At 58.0% G+C, this 21,959-nt stretch carries 19 protein-coding genes and 1 tRNA gene; 7 read left to right on the top strand and 13 right to left on the bottom strand.

Annotated elements, in window-relative coordinates; genetic code table 11:
- Positions 1-93 precede the first annotated feature (93 nt).
- Positions 94-4,134, top strand: coding sequence for a P-loop NTPase family protein (locus tag C2I35_RS10160; protein ID WP_146049999.1), 4,041 nt, complete (start codon positions 94-96; stop codon positions 4,132-4,134).
- Between the two features lie 145 nt (positions 4,135-4,279).
- Here C2I35_RS10160 and C2I35_RS22735 read toward each other — a convergent pair whose 3' ends face one another.
- The 6 genes from C2I35_RS22735 to C2I35_RS10135 all read right to left on the bottom strand — a co-directional run bounded on the left by C2I35_RS22735 (position 4,280) and on the right by C2I35_RS10135 (position 10,238).
- Entirely contained in the window at positions 4,280-5,017 is a 738-nt protein-coding gene (locus C2I35_RS22735) for a competence protein CoiA (protein ID WP_146049998.1), read from the bottom strand.
- A gap of 265 nt (positions 5,018-5,282) precedes the next feature.
- Complete coding sequence (locus C2I35_RS10150; RefSeq protein WP_103763011.1) at positions 5,283-5,834, bottom strand: recombinase family protein; 552 nt, start codon at positions 5,832-5,834, stop codon at positions 5,283-5,285.
- Between the two features lie 810 nt (positions 5,835-6,644).
- Positions 6,645-6,977: a hypothetical protein gene (locus tag C2I35_RS21860; RefSeq protein WP_146049997.1), complete on the bottom strand. Its 333-nt coding sequence runs from the start codon at positions 6,975-6,977 to the stop codon at positions 6,645-6,647.
- A 275-nt stretch (positions 6,978-7,252) separates the two neighbouring features.
- Entirely contained in the window at positions 7,253-8,590 is a 1,338-nt protein-coding gene (locus C2I35_RS10145; protein WP_103762911.1) for a hypothetical protein, read from the bottom strand.
- Between the two features lie 62 nt (positions 8,591-8,652).
- Entirely contained in the window at positions 8,653-10,083 is a 1,431-nt protein-coding gene (locus tag C2I35_RS10140; RefSeq protein WP_103762910.1) for a tyrosine-type recombinase/integrase, read from the bottom strand.
- Positions 10,084-10,161: 78 nt separating this feature from the next.
- Positions 10,162-10,238, bottom strand: a tRNA-Arg gene (locus C2I35_RS10135).
- A 277-nt stretch (positions 10,239-10,515) separates the two neighbouring features.
- Here C2I35_RS10135 and C2I35_RS10130 point away from each other — a divergent pair.
- The 6 genes from C2I35_RS10130 (at position 10,516) to rpsO (ending at position 16,677) form a co-directional block, all read left to right on the top strand.
- Positions 10,516-12,414 carry a YadA-like family protein gene (locus C2I35_RS10130; protein WP_146049996.1) on the top strand — a complete coding sequence of 633 codons (1,899 nt, stop codon included), beginning with the start codon at positions 10,516-10,518 and terminating at the stop codon, positions 12,412-12,414.
- A 17-nt stretch (positions 12,415-12,431) separates the two neighbouring features.
- A complete protein-coding gene (locus tag C2I35_RS10125; protein ID WP_103762908.1) occupies positions 12,432-12,941 on the top strand; it encodes a hypothetical protein in 510 nt (169 codons plus the stop codon).
- 69 nt (positions 12,942-13,010) lie between these two features.
- Positions 13,011-14,039: a LacI family DNA-binding transcriptional regulator gene (locus tag C2I35_RS10120; RefSeq protein ID WP_103762907.1), complete on the top strand. Its 1,029-nt coding sequence runs from the start codon at positions 13,011-13,013 to the stop codon at positions 14,037-14,039.
- A 91-nt stretch (positions 14,040-14,130) separates the two neighbouring features.
- Complete coding sequence (locus C2I35_RS10115; protein WP_103762906.1) at positions 14,131-15,084, top strand: NAD(P)-dependent oxidoreductase; 954 nt, start codon at positions 14,131-14,133, stop codon at positions 15,082-15,084.
- A 165-nt stretch (positions 15,085-15,249) separates the two neighbouring features.
- Positions 15,250-16,248 (top strand): calcium-binding protein, encoded by a 999-nt coding sequence (locus tag C2I35_RS10110; RefSeq protein WP_103762905.1) that lies wholly within the window; start codon positions 15,250-15,252, stop codon positions 16,246-16,248.
- Positions 16,249-16,407: 159 nt separating this feature from the next.
- Complete coding sequence (rpsO, locus tag C2I35_RS10105) at positions 16,408-16,677, top strand: 30S ribosomal protein S15 (protein WP_103762904.1); 270 nt, start codon at positions 16,408-16,410, stop codon at positions 16,675-16,677.
- Positions 16,678-16,821: 144 nt separating this feature from the next.
- On the opposite strand, the gene C2I35_RS10100 is transcribed toward rpsO, so the two are convergent.
- The 7 genes from C2I35_RS10100 to C2I35_RS10070 form a co-directional block, all read right to left on the bottom strand.
- On the bottom strand, positions 16,822-17,382 hold the full coding sequence (locus tag C2I35_RS10100; protein ID WP_103762903.1) for a F0F1 ATP synthase subunit B: 561 nt from the start codon (positions 17,380-17,382) through the stop codon (positions 16,822-16,824).
- A gap of 5 nt (positions 17,383-17,387) precedes the next feature.
- Positions 17,388-17,939: a F0F1 ATP synthase subunit B' gene (locus C2I35_RS10095; protein ID WP_103762902.1), complete on the bottom strand. Its 552-nt coding sequence runs from the start codon at positions 17,937-17,939 to the stop codon at positions 17,388-17,390.
- 206 nt (positions 17,940-18,145) lie between these two features.
- Complete coding sequence (locus C2I35_RS10090) at positions 18,146-18,382, bottom strand: F0F1 ATP synthase subunit C (RefSeq protein WP_057790696.1); 237 nt, start codon at positions 18,380-18,382, stop codon at positions 18,146-18,148.
- Positions 18,383-18,476: 94 nt separating this feature from the next.
- Positions 18,477-19,256, bottom strand: coding sequence for a F0F1 ATP synthase subunit A (locus C2I35_RS10085; protein WP_103762901.1), 780 nt, complete (start codon positions 19,254-19,256; stop codon positions 18,477-18,479).
- Positions 19,246-19,608: an AtpZ/AtpI family protein gene (locus C2I35_RS10080; protein WP_103762900.1), complete on the bottom strand. Its 363-nt coding sequence runs from the start codon at positions 19,606-19,608 to the stop codon at positions 19,246-19,248. Before C2I35_RS10080 ends, C2I35_RS10085 begins: the two co-directional genes overlap by 11 nt.
- A 233-nt stretch (positions 19,609-19,841) precedes the next feature.
- Positions 19,842-20,378: a prolyl-tRNA synthetase associated domain-containing protein gene (locus C2I35_RS10075; protein WP_103762899.1), complete on the bottom strand. Its 537-nt coding sequence runs from the start codon at positions 20,376-20,378 to the stop codon at positions 19,842-19,844.
- Positions 20,379-20,408: 30 nt separating this feature from the next.
- On the bottom strand, positions 20,409-21,716 hold the full coding sequence (locus C2I35_RS10070) for an AsmA family protein (RefSeq protein ID WP_103762898.1): 1,308 nt from the start codon (positions 21,714-21,716) through the stop codon (positions 20,409-20,411).
- Positions 21,717-21,959: the final 243 nt, after the last annotated feature.

The following is a 21,959-nucleotide window of genomic DNA, read 5'->3' as shown; positions in this document are numbered from 1 at the left end:
GAATTGGGTTGTGGCTTCAATCGCAGACCGGCGCTTGCGTCCAAAGCAACGATGCCGCAACCTGCGGGAGAAAATGATTGAGTTGAGCAGCTAATGCCCCCCGAGAAAACCCCCATTGGGGACGAGGCCAGAGAAGCCATCGACTCCCTACGTGGCTATGTGTATCAAGTCTATCAATCGGCCCTTGCTTGGACCGAATTGAAAGAGGATGAGTTTCTTTTTCTGGAAGTGGCCGAGGATTACGCCATCGCGGCCAAAGATGCACTGCAAGCCGTTCAAGTTAAGGAAACCGCCGGACGTGTAACAATCAACTCGGATGATATTGTTGCCAGCATTGACAGCTTTGTCGAACTGCAGGAAAGCAACCCGAGTTTGAAGGTTACACTGCGTCACCTTACAACCTCAACTATTGGAAAAGAGAAGAAGCCGGAGAACCGAGTGGACGATGCGCCCACTCTCGAAACATGGCGAAACTTAGCAAGGTCAGGAGACCTGACCGGAATACGTCGAGTTCTTTTAAATTCCAAACTTTCCAAGAAAACGAAAGACTTCATAGAAAGTCGTGATGAAGACGGCCTTCGAGAAGAGTTCCTGAAAAGAATTCACTTTGATTGTGGGGCAACGGAATCTCGCTTTTTGGCCCGGCAAATAAATTCAAGAATTTCGAAACTTTTGCTGGATCGAGGTGGTGTGCATTCACAGGCGCATGCATGCACAGCCAACATACTATTCGCCGTCTTAAAGCTCTCTACAAACCCCAATCGTGATGAACGCTTCGTCGACCGAACTGGCCTAGAAGGGCTTTTGGAGACGGCCACACAAGTGACCCTAAACAGGGCTCAATTCGAAGTTCAGAACCAGCTCATGACAAGAGCCTTGTCAGCTTCTGTGCCGTCGCAGACCGATCTTGCAAACCCTCAACTTGTCCGGCCTAGCCCGGTGTCAGAAACACCCCTGCCAACGGTTCTCGCAGCTAGAACCGAGGCCATTCAAGAACTTCGACAGACTTTAGAAACCCTTGGAGTTTGCTGGATTTCCGGTGCTGCTGGTATGGGTAAAACAGTTGCGTCTCGGATTCTTGCACACAGTAATGGTGGCAACTGGGCCAGCATAAACTTGAGAGGCCAGTCTTGCGAACAGGTTGCACAGGTGTTGTTTCAGTCAGCAGACTCTTTGAAAGACTTCGACCTTAAGGGCTTGATCGTCGATGATCTCGGTTGGATTACAGACCCCAATGTACTTGAAGGTCTCTGCTACCTACTTTTCTCTTCGAAACGCTCCGATGTCCTTTTAGTTCTGAACTCAGCTGACCTACCAAGTAATGAGTTTCTATTCGCTAGTGACTTGCATGCTGGCGTGGCGCACACGTTATCTGAATTCTCAGAAGAAGACATTAAGGAAATCCTTGGAAAGAGTGGAGTGAACGATGCTAATTGGGCAAAATACACCCATTTGGTATCTGGCGGCGGTCATCCTCAGCTCGCGATGGCTTTTATTCAAGGCATGGCTGCATCTGGCTGGGACCCTTCAGAATTTCAAACTCTAAACGCCTTGTTGCAAGGAACACCTGCCGTTGAGGATGTCAGAAAGCGAACGCGCGAACGATTGCTGAATGACCTACCTTTATCTAGCCGTAAGCTCATAGAACGCCTGTCGCTCAAGACTGGTGGTTTCAGCCGAGAGCTAGCTGTAGATCTTGGGAAAGCTGAACCAGAAATCCCAGATGCTGGTATCATCTTGGAAACTCTGGTTGGCTCGTGGATTGACCAGCAAGAAGGCAATAGGTTTGACCTGTCTCCCTTACTTTCGGGCTACGCTTCTAAAACGCTCGGGACTGACGACAAAAAGCAAATAGAAAGCGCTATCGCCGATTCCTTAACAAAAAGTCGCACGATTGACGTTGTTGATATGAACTCGGCGTTGCTGGCTGCTTGGGCGAGTGAAAACGAACCAGTGATTATGAAGCTTTGCATGGCGGTTCTGGGTTCTGATCACTCCGAACTAGAAATGCTCGCGCCTCACCTAACTATGTTTACGTTGTTCAGAACGGACAAGATAGCATACCCTGCAAATCCGTCGCTCAGCCAAATGTTCAGAGGGGCCCAGATACTCATTCTGAACCAAGACAATGACTCGCCTACCAAGATTCAGGATGCTTTGCGTTGTTTCGCAGAGGAATCGGCGAACGTTGAGCATGAAGAAATGCGTGTCTCAATGAGCCTGCTCATCTACTCAAAATTGCTGCTTCAGGTTTCTAGAGCTGGGCTTGGGGCGAACTTCACTGAGGTTATCATTGAGCTCAAAAACTTGCTGCATAGCAAAGCCTTGCCGGCTGAAGTGTTGGACGGCATTCGGTACGTCGAAAAAGAAGGTGTCACAGCTATTGGTTTTATGTTCTTGAACCAGGCTCGACAGCTTTCCAAAATCGATGATCTCCATCGTGTTTTCGTCTTTCTTGATGATGCTACATCAGATTTGCGTTCGAAGCTGCTAGCACCATTCAGGCATGACGATTTTGAAGTAGACATCCTTGTAACGGGAGCTTGGTTGCGCGAGCATGACGATGGCACCATTGACTCTTCGGTTCACAGCGCGACCTTCGGAACACTAGAAGAACAAGCCGCCAAATGGGGCGAAACCGACCTCGCTGTATGTTGTCGCAAGTATCAGGCAATCATACTGGACGAGTACGGAAACGACAAAGAAGGCGCACTTGCAATTCTCGACGATGGTCTATCGAAATATGGACAGACTAACTCAGTGCTTGTGCGTGCAAAGGCAAAAGTTCTCTATCGCTCAGAAGACCACAAAGGAAGTCTAGAGCTTTCAAAGATATTGATCGAGGGTGATGCACCTTTGAGCGACGTTGAAAAAGCGTTTCTAGGAAGGGACGCGGCGATCAGCGCTGAGAAGCAAGGTGATTTCGAAACCGCCCGTCGATATTACCTTTATGGTAGTGACGCCGCCAAGAAATCCGATCTTTCTGATATGGCAGCCATGCGGGTGGGGTTGTTGGCTGATGCTGCGCTCGCAAGTTGGCATAGCGGCGATAGGCTTACTTGCTTGCAGGACTTTGTTGCTGTTCTGGGTGAGTTAAACCGATTCAAGCATGATGAAACACTGCGTACAGCGCATTGCCACGCAGTAGCTCGGCACATTCTTCTTTGGCTTGATCAAGATGCCACCGGTGAGAAACGCCTGCTTGAAGATGGGGAGGAAACAAAAATCTATCCCGGATGTGTCAGTAACCCCGAACCTCATCCCGAGATTGGATCAAGATTCGTCACACCGATTGAGATGGCTTGGTATATGCTTGCCAAGGTTGAAAATCATGCTGAATTGGACGCTGGGATAACTGAGAATCTTGATAGGTTTTTGCCAAATGGACCTGTCATAGAGGGGCAAATACTTCTTGCTTCTTCGAAGATGCATAAGGCAATCGCCACTTCCAATAGCGTTCTATTTGTCCAAGCGCTTCGTGAGACTGTTGCGAACTTCTCCTATGTTAAGGTCAACGGCGGGCACAAAAAATCCTTCAATATCGAGAAACCAACATACGGCCAAGTTCCAGCAGCAAGCAGCGAACAACAATCGGCCCTACGTGACCTTTCAGAGCAGTTCGTTCTCCTTTTTTGCGTTAATTGTGTTCTCCTTGGTAATGTCGGCCAGATAAAACAAGTCATCGAAAAATTAGCCAGCGCTTCAGGATTCTCAATTCGACCGGAGCTGTTGGATCGACTACAAAGCTCTGGTCCTACACATGATTTCTACACAGACTTTTCTCAAATTATTCTTCGAGAAAGTCTTGTTGCCGGGTCCGCAGAGCATGGCACTCCGCGCCAGATGTTTGAACTCGCCTTTAAAGCTTTGCAGATTGCACAACAAACTAGCCAGTACAGGTTGGTGGCTGAAGCGCTCCTGCCTTGGATTTTGGAGAGATGGGATTTTGTGTGGGAAAGGCAACGGTTTCTCTTGAACCGTCCTTCGCTGCACGAGACTAGCATCAAAGAGGCGATAGATCTGGAGGAGGCTTCAATCGAGAGAAAGGTTGTCTGCGTTTTGATAGCTATCCTGCCGACGCTTGGGATTGGAAATCAAAGTGAACTACAAAGAATCCTATCAAATCTGCCCTGATCGTGACCGGCATACGTACAGCGGTTCGCTCCTTATATGTGGCTTTACCAGTTTGAGTACTTTGCAGCCGCAGATCAGCATCAAATATGGTCCCAGAGGTCGACTCCGGGCCGTCAGCGAAGCAGTCCGTTTCTGTTTGAAGTCTTCAGCACCGCCTTTTGGATAACCTCAGTCGTGAAACGTTTTGGAGGACACCGCGAACTGCGGACATATCTACACGTTCCGAATAGATAGCCCTCAACAGTCCATTGCGCGTCAGGGGTTCAACCAAGCGGCTACCTCGCACCGAGCCAGGATACAAAAGGAAGAGTTGAGTGGGTGCAGACGAAGTTTCAGCATTTGGGCCCATATAGTCGAAACAGATTGGAGCGCTGCTTTCCAACCAATCGCTGGGAAAAAGCTCGTTGGCCTCACATGTCAAAAACAGGTTTGTCTGCTGACCACCGTGAGAAATCTCGGTAAGCGCGTCACGCCACCCCAAGATTTTGTTACGGTTACCCTTCAATCTAGAGCCATCAACCACCCAAAGCATATTATTGTAGAAGGCTTCCCGGGCTCGACGTTCTTTGGGATCGAGATGGGAATGTTGGACCTCCAGAGTAAGGCCGGCCAGCGTGTGCACGTCAGCTATATGTCTCTCACCGGTGTCATGATCCTCAAACACCCTTTCTTGCCAACTTAGTGGAAACTCGTTTTTCCAGTCCCGATGCCAATCTGTTTCCGGCTCCCACCAAGGATCGCAGTCCACTTTGCTTTTGTGCGCCCAATGGTGAAGCCTAATCTCGCCGCATCTTGGGATCATTTCAGAGTTGCAAAACGGGCATTGCCCAACGGTGCCAGGGATCGGTCTGCTTCGAACACCCTTTATTAATGCGGTTAACATTTGGTCGAGTCGCGTTTGTAAATTTGGAACCGTCTACGCCTAGCAGGTTTCATAGCGATCATGAACTGCTTTAGGAAATTTTCGCACATTAACCTCCAAGGAGCGCCGCACAGAAGGCAACAAGCCCCCTTATGACTCAGGGTGACGCAAGGTTTGCTCTAGTGAAGCTGCAGCGTGGCATCAGTAAACTACTTTTATGTCCGCCTTGGGCCGAAGGCAGTCTGGCCGCCGAAGCCTAGCGGCCAAACTAAAAGACAAATCCAGTTCAACAACTTTGCCCTAAGACCCGATATACAGAGCGCTCAGAGAGCCCAAGTCGCTTCGCTATGTCCCGCTTGCTCACACCCTGGGCTAACAACTCTTGCATCTCTGAGGCCCTCTTACGGGCCTTAGGAGCCCTGCCCTTGTATTTGCCCAGCGCCTTTGCTTTCACGATCCCTTCACGCTGTCTCTCCAGCATCATCTCTCTTTCAAACTGAGCAACAGAACCGAGAACATTGAGCATTAGCTTTCCCGTCGCTGTCGATGTATCGAGGCCCAGATCGAGGATGCGAAGCCCGACATCTTTGCTCTCCAGCTCCTCAACGAGCTCTCCCAGGTGCCTCACAGACCTTGCCAAACGATCCAGCTTTGTGACCACCAAAGCATCGCCTGAACGGGAGAAGTCCATAGCGGCCTTCAAAGCCTCTCTGACTCCCACTGAGCTGGTTTGCTCCTCCCACACCTTTTCGCAGCCAATGGCGCTGAGTGACTCTCTCTGAGCCTCTAAGCCTGCTTCCTGTTCCAGGGTCGATGTCCGTGCATATCCGATGAGCATTTTGCCCTCCTTTATCTGCCAATGAGTTCTTAGGAGTGGCGGCAGGGTGTCTGCCAAAACTCAAAAACCACTCCATTAACAGACAGTTCCCACACAGCCTGACGCTGCCACACGGGCAAGGTCTACTGGCAGGGCCTTAAGGCGCTGGGCATAGCTAGGCTCATTGCGGATTTTCGTGAGTTCATAAGGGGTGGGGGGTCTGAGAAAACGACTTCAAAAATGCCGGGGGCTTTATTGTTGTTATTATTACTTCAAGTCAGAGTTCCGGATTTCTTGATATCAACGCTCAACCGAGAGCGGGTCACTGTCGCTACCGCAGGCTTACGCTTCATAGTAATGCTTATGTATTCTCTTAGGTACTCTTAGGCTCTGAGGAGCACGCCAAGGTGACGTAATAGTCATCTTCATCAACCACGTCATGCAATAGTAAACCCATGCAGCCTTAAATCAGCTCAAATGCTGTACGGTGTCTAAGACTACTACAAAGCACGCACCCAGCCCCTGATATTCTCCGCCTGTAACAAGGTGCCCATTTGAAAGCATGGCTTTAGAATATGAGGCTAGTAACGTAATCGAAAATATCAGACGACAGTAGACAGCCCAAAACGGACGTGGCGCGAGATGGAGGGGTTCGTGACAGCGGACCTTCGCTGTACGTTTGTCGAGTGACCGAGTCGCGGGACGGAGCGGGCGTTGTCTCAATGCGCTCCAAGGCCCGCTTCAGGGGACCGTTCAACAAACGGTCCTTTTGGGAAGTCTTATATCGTCAACTTAGAGGCTAGTGCATCGCCGAAACGGCGCGGCATTGGGTCAACCCTTAAGCCCAAAAAATTGAAGAACAACAACGAAGAGCGTGATGAGAAACACGATCATAACCGTTCCCAGAGACGGTAGCTTTTTAAGCCCTGGGGCTTCCGCAAGTCCGACAATAATCGATAGAGCGGCTATTAGGACAGATAGGTAAACGAAGCCTGGATGGGTTAGATTTCCAAATACTGCTGAGACAGCGAGAAAGAATGATGCACAGATAAGTGCCCACTCGACCAGTTTAATAAGCCATGGTGGCAAGTCAGTGTTAGCAATGCGCCAGAGCTTTTGCCACAAAGGTTTACGTGCCTCTTTCACGTAAGTTTGTTTCGTCATGGTAACAAAAAATCCTAGAGTTGACCTATTCAGCACCATCGCACCAAGCTATAGAAGCTGAAACTTAATATTGCTCCACAAACACTCGTTTGGGAACAGACCCATCTCTCACAAATTTCCGCTGCCATAAACCCCGTTCAAAAGCTGATCGGTTTTTGACGGTTTTTGGCAGGCGTGCGATAGCAGACATCCGTGGATCATGCAGCATCTGGCAAAGAGGGCTCTCAAAAGTCATTCGCTGCACTCAAGGTCAGCTGGCGGGAAACTGCACGAACTTATCGAACGCCAGCAACCACTAAACGGGGCTTAGCGCCCAACCTTTCCTGATATGCCCGTGCCAACAGGTCCGTTGCAATCGCGACGTCACTGCGACGAACAATGAGGCTGTCGTGTACCGGCAAAGAGGGAACGCCGTGGTTTTCATGCAGCTTCAGCATGGCTGAAAGGAAGCACTCCGCCTCCTCGAATTGGAGGTTGGCCCAATCGAGACTGTCGGTCTGGAGCTCGTTCAGGATAGGATGTTTCTTCAGCACGGCATCAACGACAGCGCTTAGCTTAAAGTCATCATTCGGCATACGTCCATGTTCAGCCTTGTAGTCGGTGTTGAACTTTTTGGGCCACCTTACGGGTGGTTTGCCCGCGCCAATCATGGTCACAATGACCTGTTTTACGATCTCTCTTGCATATCCACCGACACGGTATGGATCATCAGAATAATCCAGGGTCTTTCCATGAAGGGCGTAGAGGATGAACAACTGGCTGGCACTCACGTCGATCTCGACTGTCGGCTCGCCATCGATGGTGATTTCCGTCCTCTCCTGAGGAGATTTGTTCATCCAGTTGTCCGCAGACTGGCAGTAGAACCGCCCACCCAGGTTGAAGTCAAAGCAGTCTCTGTCAGCGCAATTGAAGAGCCGACGCATCACTGGGCGCTCGCTTAAGCTGTACGAGTGATCCTGCATTGCTTGGTTCAAGCACTCTATAATGGCGACTTGCTCTTGAAGCTTTCTCCCTCTGACGCGGGTCTTTTTACCAGAGCCGCCGAAGTTCTTTCGCCTCTTATTTGTCTGCCGCACCTGAACCAGGTCAGAGGCCGAGATGTCTATCTTGAAGTGGTCGGGTACAGCGCTGGGCGTCAGCTGGCAACTTTGGGCGAAGTCAATGAACACTGTGGTCGCCCGATAGCGCCGTGCACGAAAATATCCCTCTTCGGTTGGCTGCCCGTCCCAGTCTTGCCTGGCATGAATGTGGACGGTTTTCTCCAGCCAGCCTAGTTCGCACCAGAGTTTGACTAGCTGTTCAAAGTTGGTGGCGCTGACATGGGTTGCGGCCAGCTCCTGTCGGTCGAGAAGCCTGTACATAAACCCATCTGCGTCTGAGTTGTCATAGTGCAGCAGTAGGTCAGCTGCGAAGGCTTCAATGGCTCCCCGAAAAGCGGCTGCGTCTTTCTGTTTTCTGGCTCGTTTACGCGGGTGGTGAACTGCCTCACGGGCCAAAGTCTGCTTCGTGAGGTGCTCTACCCAGTTTTTACCCTGAGCACTCGTCGCGACACGATTGAATTCTGCCATCCTCGCTTGGTTCAAGACCTCTTTGTCCGGGGTCTCGATCAGCATGTCGGCCTCCGTTTCCTTCCGTTTGATTTCGTACTGTCTCGGTCGGTTTAAGTTGTTCTAAATCAAGACCTAGGGCCTAGGACGTATTCAGCCTTTAGATTTGTCCAAGTGCCCTGTTCGCTTTGCTTTTCAACCTCCAGCATCTTGAGCATGTAAGAGTGCAACACGTAGATGCTGTGACCTTGCCCGTAACCTTCACCAACTCCTTGACGCTTCCATCCTCCGATCCTGTCAGCGGCGTCGGGTGGGCAACCAGAGTTCCTCAGGCGGTCTCGTATTGCATGGCGCAAGCTATGCAGCGGTTGGTTTTCCTTTCTAAGACCTTGCTCTACGAGCCACTTGTTTAGTGTGCCGGAAAGAGAATTGCTGTTAATTTTCCCACCTTTAACGAAGTCAGGAAATAAGTAAGCTGTCGAATTGTCCTTGAAGGCTTGTTGTGCAGCCCAGAGTGCCTCGCCGACAAGAGGTATAAGCCTTTCGGAACCACCGGGCTTCAAACCCCGAACGTCATTCCTTGTTATACTCAAATGAGGGTACTGGCCTTCGATCCTCACATCCTCTTTTTTGAGCCCTGCAATCTCTGAAAGTCGAGCGCCAGTATCACTAAGGATGGCGATACACCAACGGCGTTGATCGTTTATTTCTCGACAGCGTTTCTGAATTGCTCTGATCTGCTCGACCGTGAATGAGCCTCTATCATTGTCTGGGTCATCGTTATCCAAAGGTATTTTCAGTCTTGCCAAGGGATTTGGCATAGAAATCTCCAGCTCAACTCTTGCGGTCTCAAAAACGGGACGGATTTGATTAAGGTAGCGCCTCATTGTCTCCGACTTAAGCCCGCTTAGTAACATATCTCGTACGAAGCCATTGCCGTGGTCGCGCCGGTACTGATCGATAACTAAATCGCCGTTAAGGTCCAGAAACCTACTGACCGACCTATGGAATTGAGGGTCATCTGCTCGCTTTGGGAAGAAGTACAGATGCTTTTCAACGACCTCAGAGAAGGTCGGAACCATTAGCTGGAAGGCTTCCCGTGGATCGGCATAGAACAGGTCTGCGGCTAGCCTAAGGTCTGCAGGTAGCCTCTCCTTCATAATACCTTCCGCAGGTCTCTCCTCGTCTGCAGATTGAGCTAGCAACTCGCCCATAAAGTTGTCAGGTTCGAGCCCCAAGCTATCGTACTCGTGCCACTGACCGGGCTTTAGATCATGCTTTCGCAGTATTCCAAGCGCTTGGGTCTGTGTTGCAGCGGCTTTGTAATCCTTACTCCTCAGAATAGACCACTCTCGGTCTAGGCGATTGGTCTCAGCTTGTGCTCTACGAGCCGCCTCCTTCGGGTCACTAGTCTTCAACGAGAAAAACAACCCGCTATTCCCAAAAGCCTTTTGCACCGAACGCGGAACTCGCCTTCGATAGTACGCTACCCCTTTACGCCACTCCACGTGCTTGATCTTTATCACGACAACACCGAATTTGAACCACTTTGCGGACATGTGTCACCCATTGTGTCACGCCCTGGAGGCGACAAAATACCTTATTCCATTGGTTTCAATGGGGTTTTTAGGAATTTATGGCGACCCCGGCAGGATTCGAACCTGCAACCTGCCCCTTAGGAGGGGGCTGCTCTATCCAGTTGAGCCACGGGGCCGCTGGGACATTCCTAGCCCAATCGTGCGGACGTGTCACGATGGCGGTGACACACTTTTGGACATGCTTCGGCGCACGCGGAAATGAGTAAAAACGTAAGAATTATTTGTTCTGACGCTCATTTTCGATATAACATTAGGTGTCCGTGCGTATTGCGGAACAGTAATCAGTTTGACCAAGGTAAGGTTCTCATGTTTTCCATCACACAACCGCCATGTCGTGCGCTTTTGCGCAGCGGCACTGCAATCATTTTTGTTCTCGCCGGCAGCCACGCGTCTTTGGCGGACGGGACTGCCCCCTGCAACACCGGTGCCGGGACCAACAGCGTCGAATGCGGCGAGAACAGCACCTCGAACGGTGACTTTTCGGTCGCCATCGGTGACCAGTCGGTGACCGATGCCACGTCGACCGACGGTGTCGCCATCGGGTCCGAAGCCGCAGCGACCGGCCCCTCGACCACCGCTGTCGGCGGCGAGACCGTCGCCACCGGCCCAGGCACGACCGCGATTGGCTGGCAAAGCCAGGCCACGGCGGAACGCGCCCAGGCCTTCGGGCATCTTGCGACCGCGCAGGGTGTCCGCAGCCTAGCGGTTGGCGAGAATGCCGACGCGCAGACCGACAACGCCACCGCCATCGGCAACGAGGCCACCGCGAACGGCGTCGACTCGATCGCCTTCGGCGACACGTCACAGGCCACCGGCCCCTCGACCACCGCTGTCGGTGGCGAAACCGTCGCCACCGGCCCAGGCGCGACCGCGATTGGCTGGCAAAGCCAGGCAACGGCGGAACGCGCCCAGGCCTTCGGGCATCTCGCAACGGCGCAGGGTGTCCGCAGCCTCGCAATTGGCGAGGCCGCCGACGCGCAGACCGACAACGCCACCGCCATCGGCAACGAGGCCACCGCGAACGGCGTCGACTCGATTGCATTCGGCGACACGTCACAGGCCACCGGCCCCTCGACAACCGCTGTCGGTGGCGAGTCCGTCGCCACCGGCCCAGGCGCGACCGCGATTGGCTGGCAAAGCCAGGCAACGGCGGAACGCGCCCAGGCCTTCGGGCATCTCGCAACGGCGCAGGGCGTCCGCAGCCTCGCGGTTGGCGAGGCCGCCGACGCACAGACTGACAATGCCACCGCCATCGGCAACATGGCCACAGCGAGCGGCATCGACTCCATCGCCTTCGGCGACACGTCACAGGCCACCGGCCCCTCGACAACCGCTGTCGGTGGCGAGTCCGTCGCCACCGGCCCAGGCGCGACCGCGATTGGCTGGCAAAGCCAGGCAACGGCGGAACGCGCCCAGGCCTTCGGTCATCTCGCGACCGCGCAGGGCGTCCGCAGCCTCGCAATTGGCGAGGCCGCCGACGCGCAGACCGACAACGCCACCGCCATCGGCAACATGGCCACAGCGAGCGGCATCGACTCGATAGCATTCGGTGACACTTCGCAGGCCACCGGCCCCTCCACCACCGCAGTCGGCGGTGAAACTGTCGCCACCGGCCCCGGCGCCACAGCGATGGGTTGGCAGGCCATGGCGACGGCGGAGCGGGCCCAGGCCTTCGGCCATCTTGCCAGCGCGAGCGGTGTGCGGTCCACTGCAGTCGGCGAAGGTGCCGTCGCGTCCGGGGAGCGGTCTCTGTCGTTCGGTAATCTCGCAACGGCGACGGCCACCAACTCGGTCGCGATCGGTGACGGTGCACAGGCCACCAACGAGAACCAGTTCGTTCTCGGCAATGCGCAAAATACCTATACGGCGCCCGGCATCAACTCGGCGGACAGCACCGCGGCGCAGGGCGCCGTTGTCGGCTACCTGACGACGGACGCGGCGGGCAACCTTGCGGTCGACAACTCGGCGCTGCCGACGGCGGCTCTGACCAGCGCGGTACAGGCCAACGCAGGATCGATTGCGGCCAACTCCCAGGGAATTGCGTCGAACGCGCGTGGCATCTCAAGCAACCAGGAAGGTATCGCAATGGCGATGGCCCTCGATACGCCTTACGTGCCCAGCGATCGGACCTTCGCATTGTCGACGGGCGTCGGCGCCTTCGAGGGCAAGACCGCTTTGGCGCTCAACATGGGCTTCCGCGCAAGCGACACCGTGCAGTTCGACGCCGGTCTCGCCCACGGTTTCGACCGGAGCCAGACCGGTGGCCGTGTCGGGGTGACATGGTCCTGGTAACGGCAACACGTCTCGCCATGAAAAGAGCGTCGCAACGGATCGTTGCGGCGCTTTTCGCCGTCGTGCTCATGACCGGGCATGCGGCAGCTCAGGAAACGGTGGAGCGCAGCTTCGCCGTTGCGCTGATCCGGGACATCATGACGGCCGTGAACCACGGCAACTGGACAGGCAATTACACGGTGCTGAGAGACTACGCCGCGCCCGAGTTTTCCGCCGCAAACGATCCAACCCGACTTGCCGGGCTTTTCACGCCGGTGCGCGAGGCTGGTCTCGACATGCTGCCGGTCCTTGTGACCGAGCCCGAAATCCTAAAGGCCCAGGTCTCCGCCGGGGGTCAGCAGATGCGGCTCACCGGGTACTTCCCGACCCGACCACAGCATTTCAGCTTTGACATGGTGATGGTCAGCGAAGGTCGGCGTTGGGTCCTTCTCGATATCTCTGTGGGGGCTTTCGATCCTATCTCGGTCCCCGACACTGCCCCGCAAGCGGATGAGGCAGAACCCGCCCCGGCGCCGGATGCAGAGTAAGCCCTGCTTGCAGGGGTGACGCCGATTCGGCTAGAATCGTCGGACCCCCTGACAGGAACGCCCCGCGCAATGACATCACAGGATAACCGCCCGCTCACGCTTCGTGACGTGTCCGAGGCTTCGGGCGTGTCCGAAATGACGGTCAGCCGCGTGTTGCGCAATCGCGGCGACGTCTCGGACACCACGCGGAAACGCGTGCTGGAAGCGGCGCGCGCCCTTGGCTACGTCCCCAACAAGATCGCCGGCGCACTGGCCAGCCAGCGGGTCAACCTCGTCGCGGTCGTCATCCCCTCGATGTCCAACATGGTTTTCCCCGATGTCATGACAGGCATCTCCGAGGCGCTCGACGAGACCGAGCTTCAGCCCGTCGTCGGCGTCACCGGCTACCGGCCGGAGAAAGAAGAAAAGGTCCTCTACGAAATGCTCTCCTGGCGCCCCTCGGGCGTGATCATCGCAGGGATGGAGCATTCCGACGCGGCGCTTGCCATGCTCCGCGCCTCTGGCATCCCGGTCGTCGAGATCATGGATGTAGACGGCACCGCGATCGACTCCGTGGTCGGAATATCGCACCGCCGCGCCGGGTCGCAGATGGCACAGGCGATCATCAAGGCCGGGTATCGGCGCATCGCCTTTCTCGGCACCAAGATGCCGCTGGATCACCGCGCCCGAAAACGCTTCGAAGGGTTCACCGAAACCCTCGCAAAGGCCGGGATCGAAATCGAGGACCGCGAGTTCTACTCCGGCGGCTCGGCGCTCAAGAAGGGCCGCGAGATGACCCGCGACGTGCTGGCCCGCAGCCCGGATCTCGACTTCATCTACTACTCCAACGACCTGATCGGTGCGGGCGGCCTGCTCTACCTGACCGAGCAGGGCATCGACATTCCCGGCCAGGTGGGCCTTGCCGGTTTCAACGGCGTCGACCTGATCAAGGGCCTGCCGCGCGAGCTGGCGACGATGGATTCCTGCCGCCAGGAGATCGGCCGCCGCGCCGCCGAACTAATCGTCGCCCGCGCCACCGGCGCCGACAGCGCCGCGGGCTCGTCCCGGATCGTGCTGGAGCCCACGCTCACCTACGGCGACACACTGCGCCGCCCTTAGGGCGCTTCCCGTCCCTGCCCTGTCGCGGACAGGCCAGACCCCGCCTTGTTCGACCCGCACCATCCTGTCAAACATCGGGGAGGCATTAACCATGCAGACCGGCTTCATCGGGCTCGGCAATGTCGGCGGCAAGCTCGCGGGCTCGCTCCTGCGCAACGGCATCGACCTTACGGTGCATGACCTCGACCCCGACCTCGTTGCCGGCTTCACCACGCGCGGCGCGCAGGCGGCCCAAAGCCCGGCGCAGATGATGCAGGACTGCGACGCCGTCATCACCTGCCTGCCCTCGCCCGCCGCCTCGGACGCGGTGCTGCGCCAGATGCTGCCCCATGTCGGCCCCGGCAAGATCTGGATGGAGATGTCCACCACCGACGAGGCCGAGGTCCAACGTCTGGGCAGTCAGGTCATCGCCGCGGGCGGCGCGGCCGTCGACTGCCCCGTCTCGGGCGGCTGCCACCGGGCCGACACGGGCAATATCTCGATCTTCGCGGGCTGTGACCGCGCCACGTTCGAGCGTATCCTGCCACTGCTGAAAACCATGGGTCGCCGCATTCTGCACACCGGCGAACTGGGCAGCGCGTCGGTGCTCAAGGTCATGACAAACTACCTGGCCACCGCCAACCTGCTCACCCTGTGCGAGGCGCTTGTGACCATGAAAGGCGCCGGCATGGATCTAGCCACCACCTATCAGGCAATTGCCATCAGCTCCGGCACCTCCTTCGTGCACGAAACCGAAAGCCAGGTCATCCTGAACGGGTCCCGCGACATCAACTTCACAATGGATCTGGTGAAAAAGGACATCGGCCTGTTCCAGTCGATTGCCGACCGTGCCGGTGTGCCGCTGGAAATCTCCCCCTTGATGATCTCTATCTTCGAGGACGGCATCCGGCGTTACGGGATGCGCGCGCAATCGGACGACATCATCCGCCGCCTGGAAGAGGCCACGGGCCTCGACATCACCGCGCCGGGCTTTCCCGCCGAAATGGTCGATGACGAACCCGAAGAACCCGGGTACGAAGTGCACGTCCCCAGCCGGATCAGCTAACGCAAAACACGTTTGGCAACCGGTAATTAGGCCGATCTTAACCTTTGTTTAACACCGCCGTGCCAAGGTACGTCACGGCGTCATGTTAACCAAGGCGCGCAGTTCGAATTGAAAAATCTCCTCCGCTCTGGCTCTGTCAAACGGGGTATTTTGTGGATATGGGTTATGCTTTTCCTGGCTGGTTTGATCGGTATGATGGCGGCAAGCACCGCGGCAATGTGGGGGTTCGAAGACGTCTCCACACAGAATGCCCGCGACGATGTCGATACGCCCGGCGACACCGATCAGCTTGATACGGGCGGTACCGCCACCTCGGTTCTCGATATCGCAACCGCGCCCGAAGCTGCGGCAGATGACCCCGAGGGCGACGACTATGGCGTCGCGCGTGGAACCACGGTGGCCAACACTGTCTCGGGCACATCGATCAACGAATTTCTCGACGGACTCGACGGCGACGACACGGTCACGTCCGGCGACGGCAACGATATCGCGCGCGGCGGTGAAGGCGATGACGTCGTTGCGGGCGACGGCGGCGACGACATCCTGCATGGCGAGGCCGGGAATGACGTGGTCTCGGGCGGCGCCGGAAATGACAGCGTCATGGGCCATGACGGCGATGACCTCCTTGACGGCGGGGATGGCGACGACAGTCTTCTGGGGGGCGAAGGCGACGACACCCTGTCAGGCGGCACCGGAAATGATGCGCTGCACGGCTATCTCGGCGACGACACGCTCGACGGCGGCGCCGGCGCCGATACGCTCTTCGGCGGCGACGGCAACGATCAGCTCAGCGGCATCGCACCCGACGGCACCGCGCCCGAAGACGATCAGGACTACCTGAACGGCGGAACGGGCGACGACCGGATCTCGCTTGGCGCGGGCGACATAGCCACCGGCGGCAACGGTGCCGACAGCTTTAGCCTTCGTGACTGGCTCGATGCTCAACATCAGGGCCAGATCGTTGATTTCAATACCGCCGAGGACAACCTCGTGCTGCTTTACGACGACACCGGCGATGCCGCGCCGGATGTCTCGATCGAAGGCGATTCGGATGTGCCCGGCCTGCATCGCGTTCTCCTGGACGGAGAGGTGGCGGCCGAGGTGACCAGCGACGCCGCCCTGACGCTGGAGCATATCACCCTTATCCCACAAACCGAGGGCTGATCCGCGCGCCCGGGGCCGCTTCCGCGAATCCCCCTTTCCAAACGCCCGAGAATCTCCTATATGCCCGCATCTGCCGCTGAAACGGCAGGTTTCTCCACAGGACCTTGCTGGACGACATCCCGGCTCGTGCCCTTCACCCTTCAACCAAAGGAGACCCCGATGTCGATCACTGTCGAAGAAAAAGCCAAGGTGCTGAAAGAATTCGCGACCAAGGAAGGCGACACCGGCTCGCCCGAAGTTCAGGTCGCGATCCTCACATCGCGCATCACAACCCTGACCGAGCACTTCAAGACCCACAAGAAGGACAACCACGGTCGCCGTGGCCTTCTGAAGATGGTCGCCCAGCGCCGCAAGCTGCTGGACTACCTCAAGGGCAAGGACGAAGGCCGCTACCAGGACCTGATCAAGCGTCTCGGCATCCGCCGCTAAAACGCACCGGTGATCAGAATTTGATAAGAATGCCCGTTCCCCGGAGCGGGCATTTTCTTTTGCCGATCATCGCCGGGCAATAAATGAAAAAGGCCCGGGTCGTTTCCGATCCCGGGCCAGTTTTTCTACCTATTGGTCGGCAGGTCAGTGCAGCTTGGACTCAACCTCGCCAATCGACTGATCGATCAACTTGCTGTTGTCCTCCTCGGTCATGGTCTTGGCGACCACGTCCTTGGCGGCGGCCACGGCCACGGCAATCGCCTGGTCGCGCACGTCCTTCACGGCGCTGGCCTCGGCCGACGCGATCTGCTCTTCGGCGGCCTTGATCCGGCGCTTGATGGACACTTCGAGGTCCTTCTTCGCCTGCTCGGCAGCTTCGGCGGCTTCGGTCTTGGCATGGGCCACGATCCGGTCGGCCTGGTCCTGTACTTCCTTCTGCTTGCGCTCATAGCTCGCCAGCAGGGTCTGTGCCTCCTCGCGCAGCGCGCGCGCCTCGTCCAGCTCCGACTTGATGCCGTCGGCCCGCTTGTCCAGCATCTCGCCGATCTTGCCGGGCACCTTCAGGTAGACCAGCAGCGCGATAAACAGGATGAAGGCCAGCATCACCACGAAGTTGGTGTTGCCCAGCGACAAGAAAGGCCCGGTAGCGGCCAGCGCGGGGCTGGCAGCGACCATGGCAGTCAGGGTTGCGATCAACTGTTTCATGGCGCTCACCCTTTCAGCCGCGAATTGACGGCGGACGTGACTGTCCGCGCATCGGCCTTGACGCCCATGGCGGCCACCAATTCCTTGGCGGTGTCCTTGGCCACTTCCTTCACGCTCTCCATGGCGGAGGCGCGGATTTTCGCGATGGCCTTCTCGCCCTCGGCAGTCTTCGCCGCGATCTCGGCATCGGCCTTCTTGGTGGCCTCTTCCAGCTCCGCGTTCATTTCCGCCTTGGCCTCGGCAATGATCTCCTGCGCCTGTGCGCGGGCATCGGCCAAAGCCTTGTTATAGGCGTCTTCCGCGTCAGAGGCCTTTTCCTTCAGGTCTTCCGCCGCCGCCAGGTCGTTGGTGATCGTCCCCTGACGCTCGGCCAGCACCGCCGCGATCCGCGGCAGCGCGATGCGCGACAGGATGAAAAAGATCACGATCAGCGCGATGACCAGCCAGAAGATCTGGTTGCCCATCCAGTCCGGGCAAAGCTGGGGAAGGCCGATTGCTCCACCGCCTGCGTCGACGCAAGCGCTGGCAGCACCTTCTCCTAGGGTATCGGTCGCCATCTGCGTTCTCCTTGTTGCGCCTGCCCCCTTGTATCAGGTTTGCCGGACAATGTCCGGCACCGGGACTGCGCAAGGCTCAATGTTCGTGTCGTGGTGCCAGGCCCGCAAGACGGACGCGGCATAAGGCCATTCGGATTTTCCTCACGGACGCCGGGGGACAGGCACAACGCCCCTCGCCCGGCCCGTAAGGATCACATCCGCCTGGCTTAGACGGCGAACATCAGCAGAAGCGCGACGAGGAACGAGAAGATCCCCAGTGCTTCCGCGAACGCGATACCGATGAACATGGTCGCGGTCTGGCCACCGGCGGCCGAGGGGTTGCGCAGGGCACCGGCCAGGTAGTTGCCGACCACGTTGCCCACACCGACGGCCGCGCCGCCCATGCCGACAGACGCCAGGCCCGCGCCGATGAATTGACCCATTTGTGCGATATCGCCTTCCATGTCTTTTCTCCTTACGATGGAATTCAGTGATCTGTTGTTGGTTGCTGGCGCCGGAAACCGCCGCCGTAGGGTGGGTGACAACCCACGCTATCTCCTAGTGATGCGGGTGCAGCGCGTCCTTCAGGTACACGCAGGTCAGGATGGTGAACACGTAGGCCTGGATGAACGACACCAGCACCTCCAGCCCGTAAACCGCCGTGATCGCCAGGATAGACAGCGGCGTGACCACAAGGCCCACACCGGTCGAGATCAGCACCAGCGGCGCGAAGGCGGCAAACACCTTCATCACGGCGTGGCCCGCCATCATGTTGCCGGCAAGACGGATAGAGTGGCTGACCGGACGCACGAAGTACGAGATCACCTCGATCAGCGCCAGGATCGGCCGCAGCACCAGCGGCGCCGAGCTGATCCAGAACAGGCTCAGAAAGCTCGCGCCGTTCTTGACGAAGCCCAGGACGGTCACGCCGATGAACACCATCATCGCCATCACCGCGGTCACGCCGATATGGCTGGTTGATGTGAACGATCCGGGGATCAGGCCAAGGAAGTTAGCGAAGACGATGAACATGAACAGCGTCATGATGTAGGGGAAGTACGGCAGCGCGTCCTTGCCCGCCACGTCCTCGACCATCTTGCGGATGAAGCCGTAGGCCAGTTCCGCAACCGACTGGATGCGGCCCGGAATGACCGACCGCGCCGAAGTGCCCAGAACCATCAGCGCGAACACGGCCAGGCACGTCAGCGCCATCCACAGCGTCACGTTGGTGATCGTGAACAGGCCCACCGGGCCGTCGCCGGCAAGCGGCTTGATGATGAACTGATCCATCGGGTGGAAAACCAGCCCTTCGCTTTCGCCATGCGCTTCAGTGGCCATCTGTCATCCTCTTCTCGTCACCCTCTCGGGCTCGCTCTGCGTCCAGCGTTTCCGCCGCATTCTTCAGCTGGATCTCGTTGGCGCTGCGCATCATCGTCTTGATGCCCGCCGCCAGGCCCAGCAATGTAAACAGCACGAGGAAGATCGGGATTGTCCCGAACAGGTAATCCAACCCGTACCCCATGCCAAAGCCGATCCCCAGACCGGCCACAAGCTCGATCACCATCCGCCAGGCCAGCTGCGCCTGGGAATAGTGGTTCTCCATGTGGGGCGTCGGCGCATCCACGCCTTTCAGCGCATTGATCCTGTCTTCAAGCCGCTTCAGCCGCTCCTGTCGGTCAGGATCGTCCACGTTTGCCCCTCCGGAACCGTTGCGCTGTTGCTATGCCGCACCCGCGCCCGAGTCAAGCACGGGACAACCCCTCTCAACCCCTTGATAAAACGAGCCTTTCATGGGCTGCGCCGCTCCGCCGCAGTCCGCTTCGGGCGTCATGAACCGGATTCCGCATATTCAACCAAGCGGTTGAGATTGCGCGCACCGCACCGTTTCACTGTTCCTCAAACACTCAAATTCCGCCGCCGGCCCTAAAGCTCCAGCCAAGCCACTTCGGCGCCCCACCCTTCCAGTAGCGCAACCAGGTCGGCAGGCCGCATCGCCACCGTCCTGTCATTGACCAGCGGGTGCGCGTGGACGAACTCCGCGTCCCGCACCGCCGCGTCCATCCACAGCTGCACGCCCGCCTCCGCCCCGTTGACCAAACCCAGCGGGCTGACCGCGCCGGGCCGCACGCCCAGGAACTCCATCAAACGCTCCGCCGAGCCGAACGACAGCCCCGCAACACCCATCTGCGCGCCCAGCGCCTTCAGGTCCACCTCCCGGTCCTGCTCCAGCACCACAAGGTGGTTCCGCTTCTTGCGGTCTCGCAGGTAGAAGTTCTTGATGTCGATCCGCCCTTCGCCTGCCGGAACGGCCCCGCCCTGCACCGTCTTGGCATCCTCGACCGTGCGCAGGGGAATATGCTCGTAAAGCTCGAAATCGACGCCCGCCGCGCGCATTTGCGCCAGCAGGTCATCCGAACTCACGGGCAAGCTGTCCTGAAAGGCGGAAGAGGCATCGACCATGTCCAAAGGCTCCTTGACCGGGTAAGGCGGCTATTCCGCCGGGTCGTCCTTCTCGAAGAACGACTTCAGCCTGTCAATGGCCCCGGGCTTTTCATCCTCGGCTGTGTCGTCGGCCTCCGCCTCGACCGCCGTCTCGTCCTCACGCACGATCCCGCCTTTCATCACGCCAGCCAGCACCGTGTCCCAAAAGAGATCGATGTCGCCTTCGCGTAGCCGGGCCATCTCCTCGGCATCCAGCTGCAACTGATAGCGAAACTCTGCGTTCCCGCCCTGCATCGCCACCAGCTTGCCCAGGCCTCCGGCCAGCATCCGCTCGGTCCGCGCCGCGCCTTCGGGCACGCTCACACTCATGTCTCGCGCCGCCAGCCGCCAGTTCATGTCGACGAAGTCCTCCGACAGGCTCCAGCTGTCCTCGACCATCACCGTCGCCCGGCCCGTCTCGATCCATGTCAGCGGCGCGCGCGGCACCAACCGCTTCAGCTGTGCCGCGTCCACGTCCTCGAAGGCCCAGCGCGTCTCGCGCCCCTGCTCGGTGATCTCGCGCGTCTCCACCAACAGCGGCTGCCCCGCCACCTCGGCGGTCAGGTTCGACCGGAACAGCAGGTCGAACAGCGCCAGCCCGCTGCGAAACGGCGCCACCTCGCCGGTCTCGATCGCCAGCGTGTAGGGTTCGGTCCCGCGCGGCCGGATCTCCACGTCGACACCCTCGACCGCCAGCCTGTCGGCCTTGAACGCCCGGCGCGGCTTGGGAAGGCCGCGCTCCTCGCCCGCCGTCTCCTCCTTGGGAAGCGGCGGAATGACATACCCTTCCACCCCCTCGACCTGCCCCAGCTCCAGCCGTGGCGTGTCGCCCAACAGGCTCCACAGGTCCACATCCGCCTCCGCCCGCGCCACAGCCAGGTCAAAGGCCAACCCGGTCTCGTGCGCTCGCGCCATCTGCAGCCCCTCCAGCACAACGTGCCCGCCCAGAAGCGATCCGCTGGCCCCGGCATACTCCACGCGCATTCCCGCATTCTCGCTGGCGGTCTCGATCACCGTTCGCAGGATCGGCTGGAAAAACACATAAGTCGCCACGACCCCCAGCACGCCCAACACCGCGCTGCCGCCGGCCACCCAATGCACCACCTTGCGCGGGATCAGCGGCTTGCGTGGCGGCGACGACTTGCCCCGGGCAGACGCGCGCCGCGCCCGCCGGGCCTGGACCCATTCCGCGAACACCCCGCCGAACAGCAGGAAAAAGCCCTCGATCACCGCACCCACGATGGCGCCCAGAATGGCGATCACCGGCGCCATGCACGCCAGGATGATCTCCGCAAAGATAAGAACCAGCGCTTCCATCGCGAAATCTCCTAAAGCAATGGCCGCAGTCTATCCCTGCCCGACGCCCCCTGCCAACGCCTTACACGTCCATGACGTCACCCGGCCCCGCGCGGTGGCGGTCCTGCATCCGCGCCAGTGGTGCCAAGTCCGGCCCGACGCGCTGCGCCATATTGACTCCCCCGCCGCAAAAGCCTATCAGCCGCGCAATATCACGGAAGACAGCGTTCTTCCGGTCCCTTGGGCGCAGCCCGGGATCGCCCC

Origin of the sequence: Roseovarius confluentis (assembly GCF_002917925.1) — a bacterium.
Lineage (GTDB): Bacteria > Pseudomonadota > Alphaproteobacteria > Rhodobacterales > Rhodobacteraceae > Roseovarius > Roseovarius confluentis.
Note: the sequence above shows the minus strand (reverse complement) of the source record. Positions and strands in the feature narration are given on the sequence as shown.

Bases quoted from the DNA above. Each gene is read 5' to 3' on its own strand.
- C2I35_RS10160 (WP_146049999.1), top strand. From the start codon at position 94: ATGCCCCCCGAGAAAACCCCCATTGGGGACGAGGCCAGAGAAGCCATC.
- C2I35_RS22735 (WP_146049998.1), bottom strand. From the start codon at position 5,017: ATGTTAACCGCATTAATAAAGGGTGTTCGAAGCAGACCGATCCCTGGC.
- C2I35_RS10150 (WP_103763011.1), bottom strand. From the start codon at position 5,834: ATGCTCATCGGATATGCACGGACATCGACCCTGGAACAGGAAGCAGGC.
- C2I35_RS21860 (WP_146049997.1), bottom strand. From the start codon at position 6,977: ATGACGAAACAAACTTACGTGAAAGAGGCACGTAAACCTTTGTGGCAA.
- C2I35_RS10145 (WP_103762911.1), bottom strand. From the start codon at position 8,590: ATGCTGATCGAGACCCCGGACAAAGAGGTCTTGAACCAAGCGAGGATG.
- C2I35_RS10140 (WP_103762910.1), bottom strand. From the start codon at position 10,083: ATGTCCGCAAAGTGGTTCAAATTCGGTGTTGTCGTGATAAAGATCAAG.
- C2I35_RS10125 (WP_103762908.1), top strand. From the start codon at position 12,432: ATGAAAAGAGCGTCGCAACGGATCGTTGCGGCGCTTTTCGCCGTCGTG.
- C2I35_RS10120 (WP_103762907.1), top strand. From the start codon at position 13,011: ATGACATCACAGGATAACCGCCCGCTCACGCTTCGTGACGTGTCCGAG.
- C2I35_RS10115 (WP_103762906.1), top strand. From the start codon at position 14,131: ATGCAGACCGGCTTCATCGGGCTCGGCAATGTCGGCGGCAAGCTCGCG.
- C2I35_RS10110 (WP_103762905.1), top strand. From the start codon at position 15,250: ATGCTTTTCCTGGCTGGTTTGATCGGTATGATGGCGGCAAGCACCGCG.
- rpsO (WP_103762904.1), top strand. From the start codon at position 16,408: ATGTCGATCACTGTCGAAGAAAAAGCCAAGGTGCTGAAAGAATTCGCG.
- C2I35_RS10100 (WP_103762903.1), bottom strand. From the start codon at position 17,382: ATGAAACAGTTGATCGCAACCCTGACTGCCATGGTCGCTGCCAGCCCC.
- C2I35_RS10095 (WP_103762902.1), bottom strand. From the start codon at position 17,939: ATGGCGACCGATACCCTAGGAGAAGGTGCTGCCAGCGCTTGCGTCGAC.
- C2I35_RS10090 (WP_057790696.1), bottom strand. From the start codon at position 18,382: ATGGAAGGCGATATCGCACAAATGGGTCAATTCATCGGCGCGGGCCTG.
- C2I35_RS10085 (WP_103762901.1), bottom strand. From the start codon at position 19,256: ATGGCCACTGAAGCGCATGGCGAAAGCGAAGGGCTGGTTTTCCACCCG.
- C2I35_RS10075 (WP_103762899.1), bottom strand. From the start codon at position 20,378: ATGGTCGATGCCTCTTCCGCCTTTCAGGACAGCTTGCCCGTGAGTTCG.
- C2I35_RS10070 (WP_103762898.1), bottom strand. From the start codon at position 21,716: ATGGAAGCGCTGGTTCTTATCTTTGCGGAGATCATCCTGGCGTGCATG.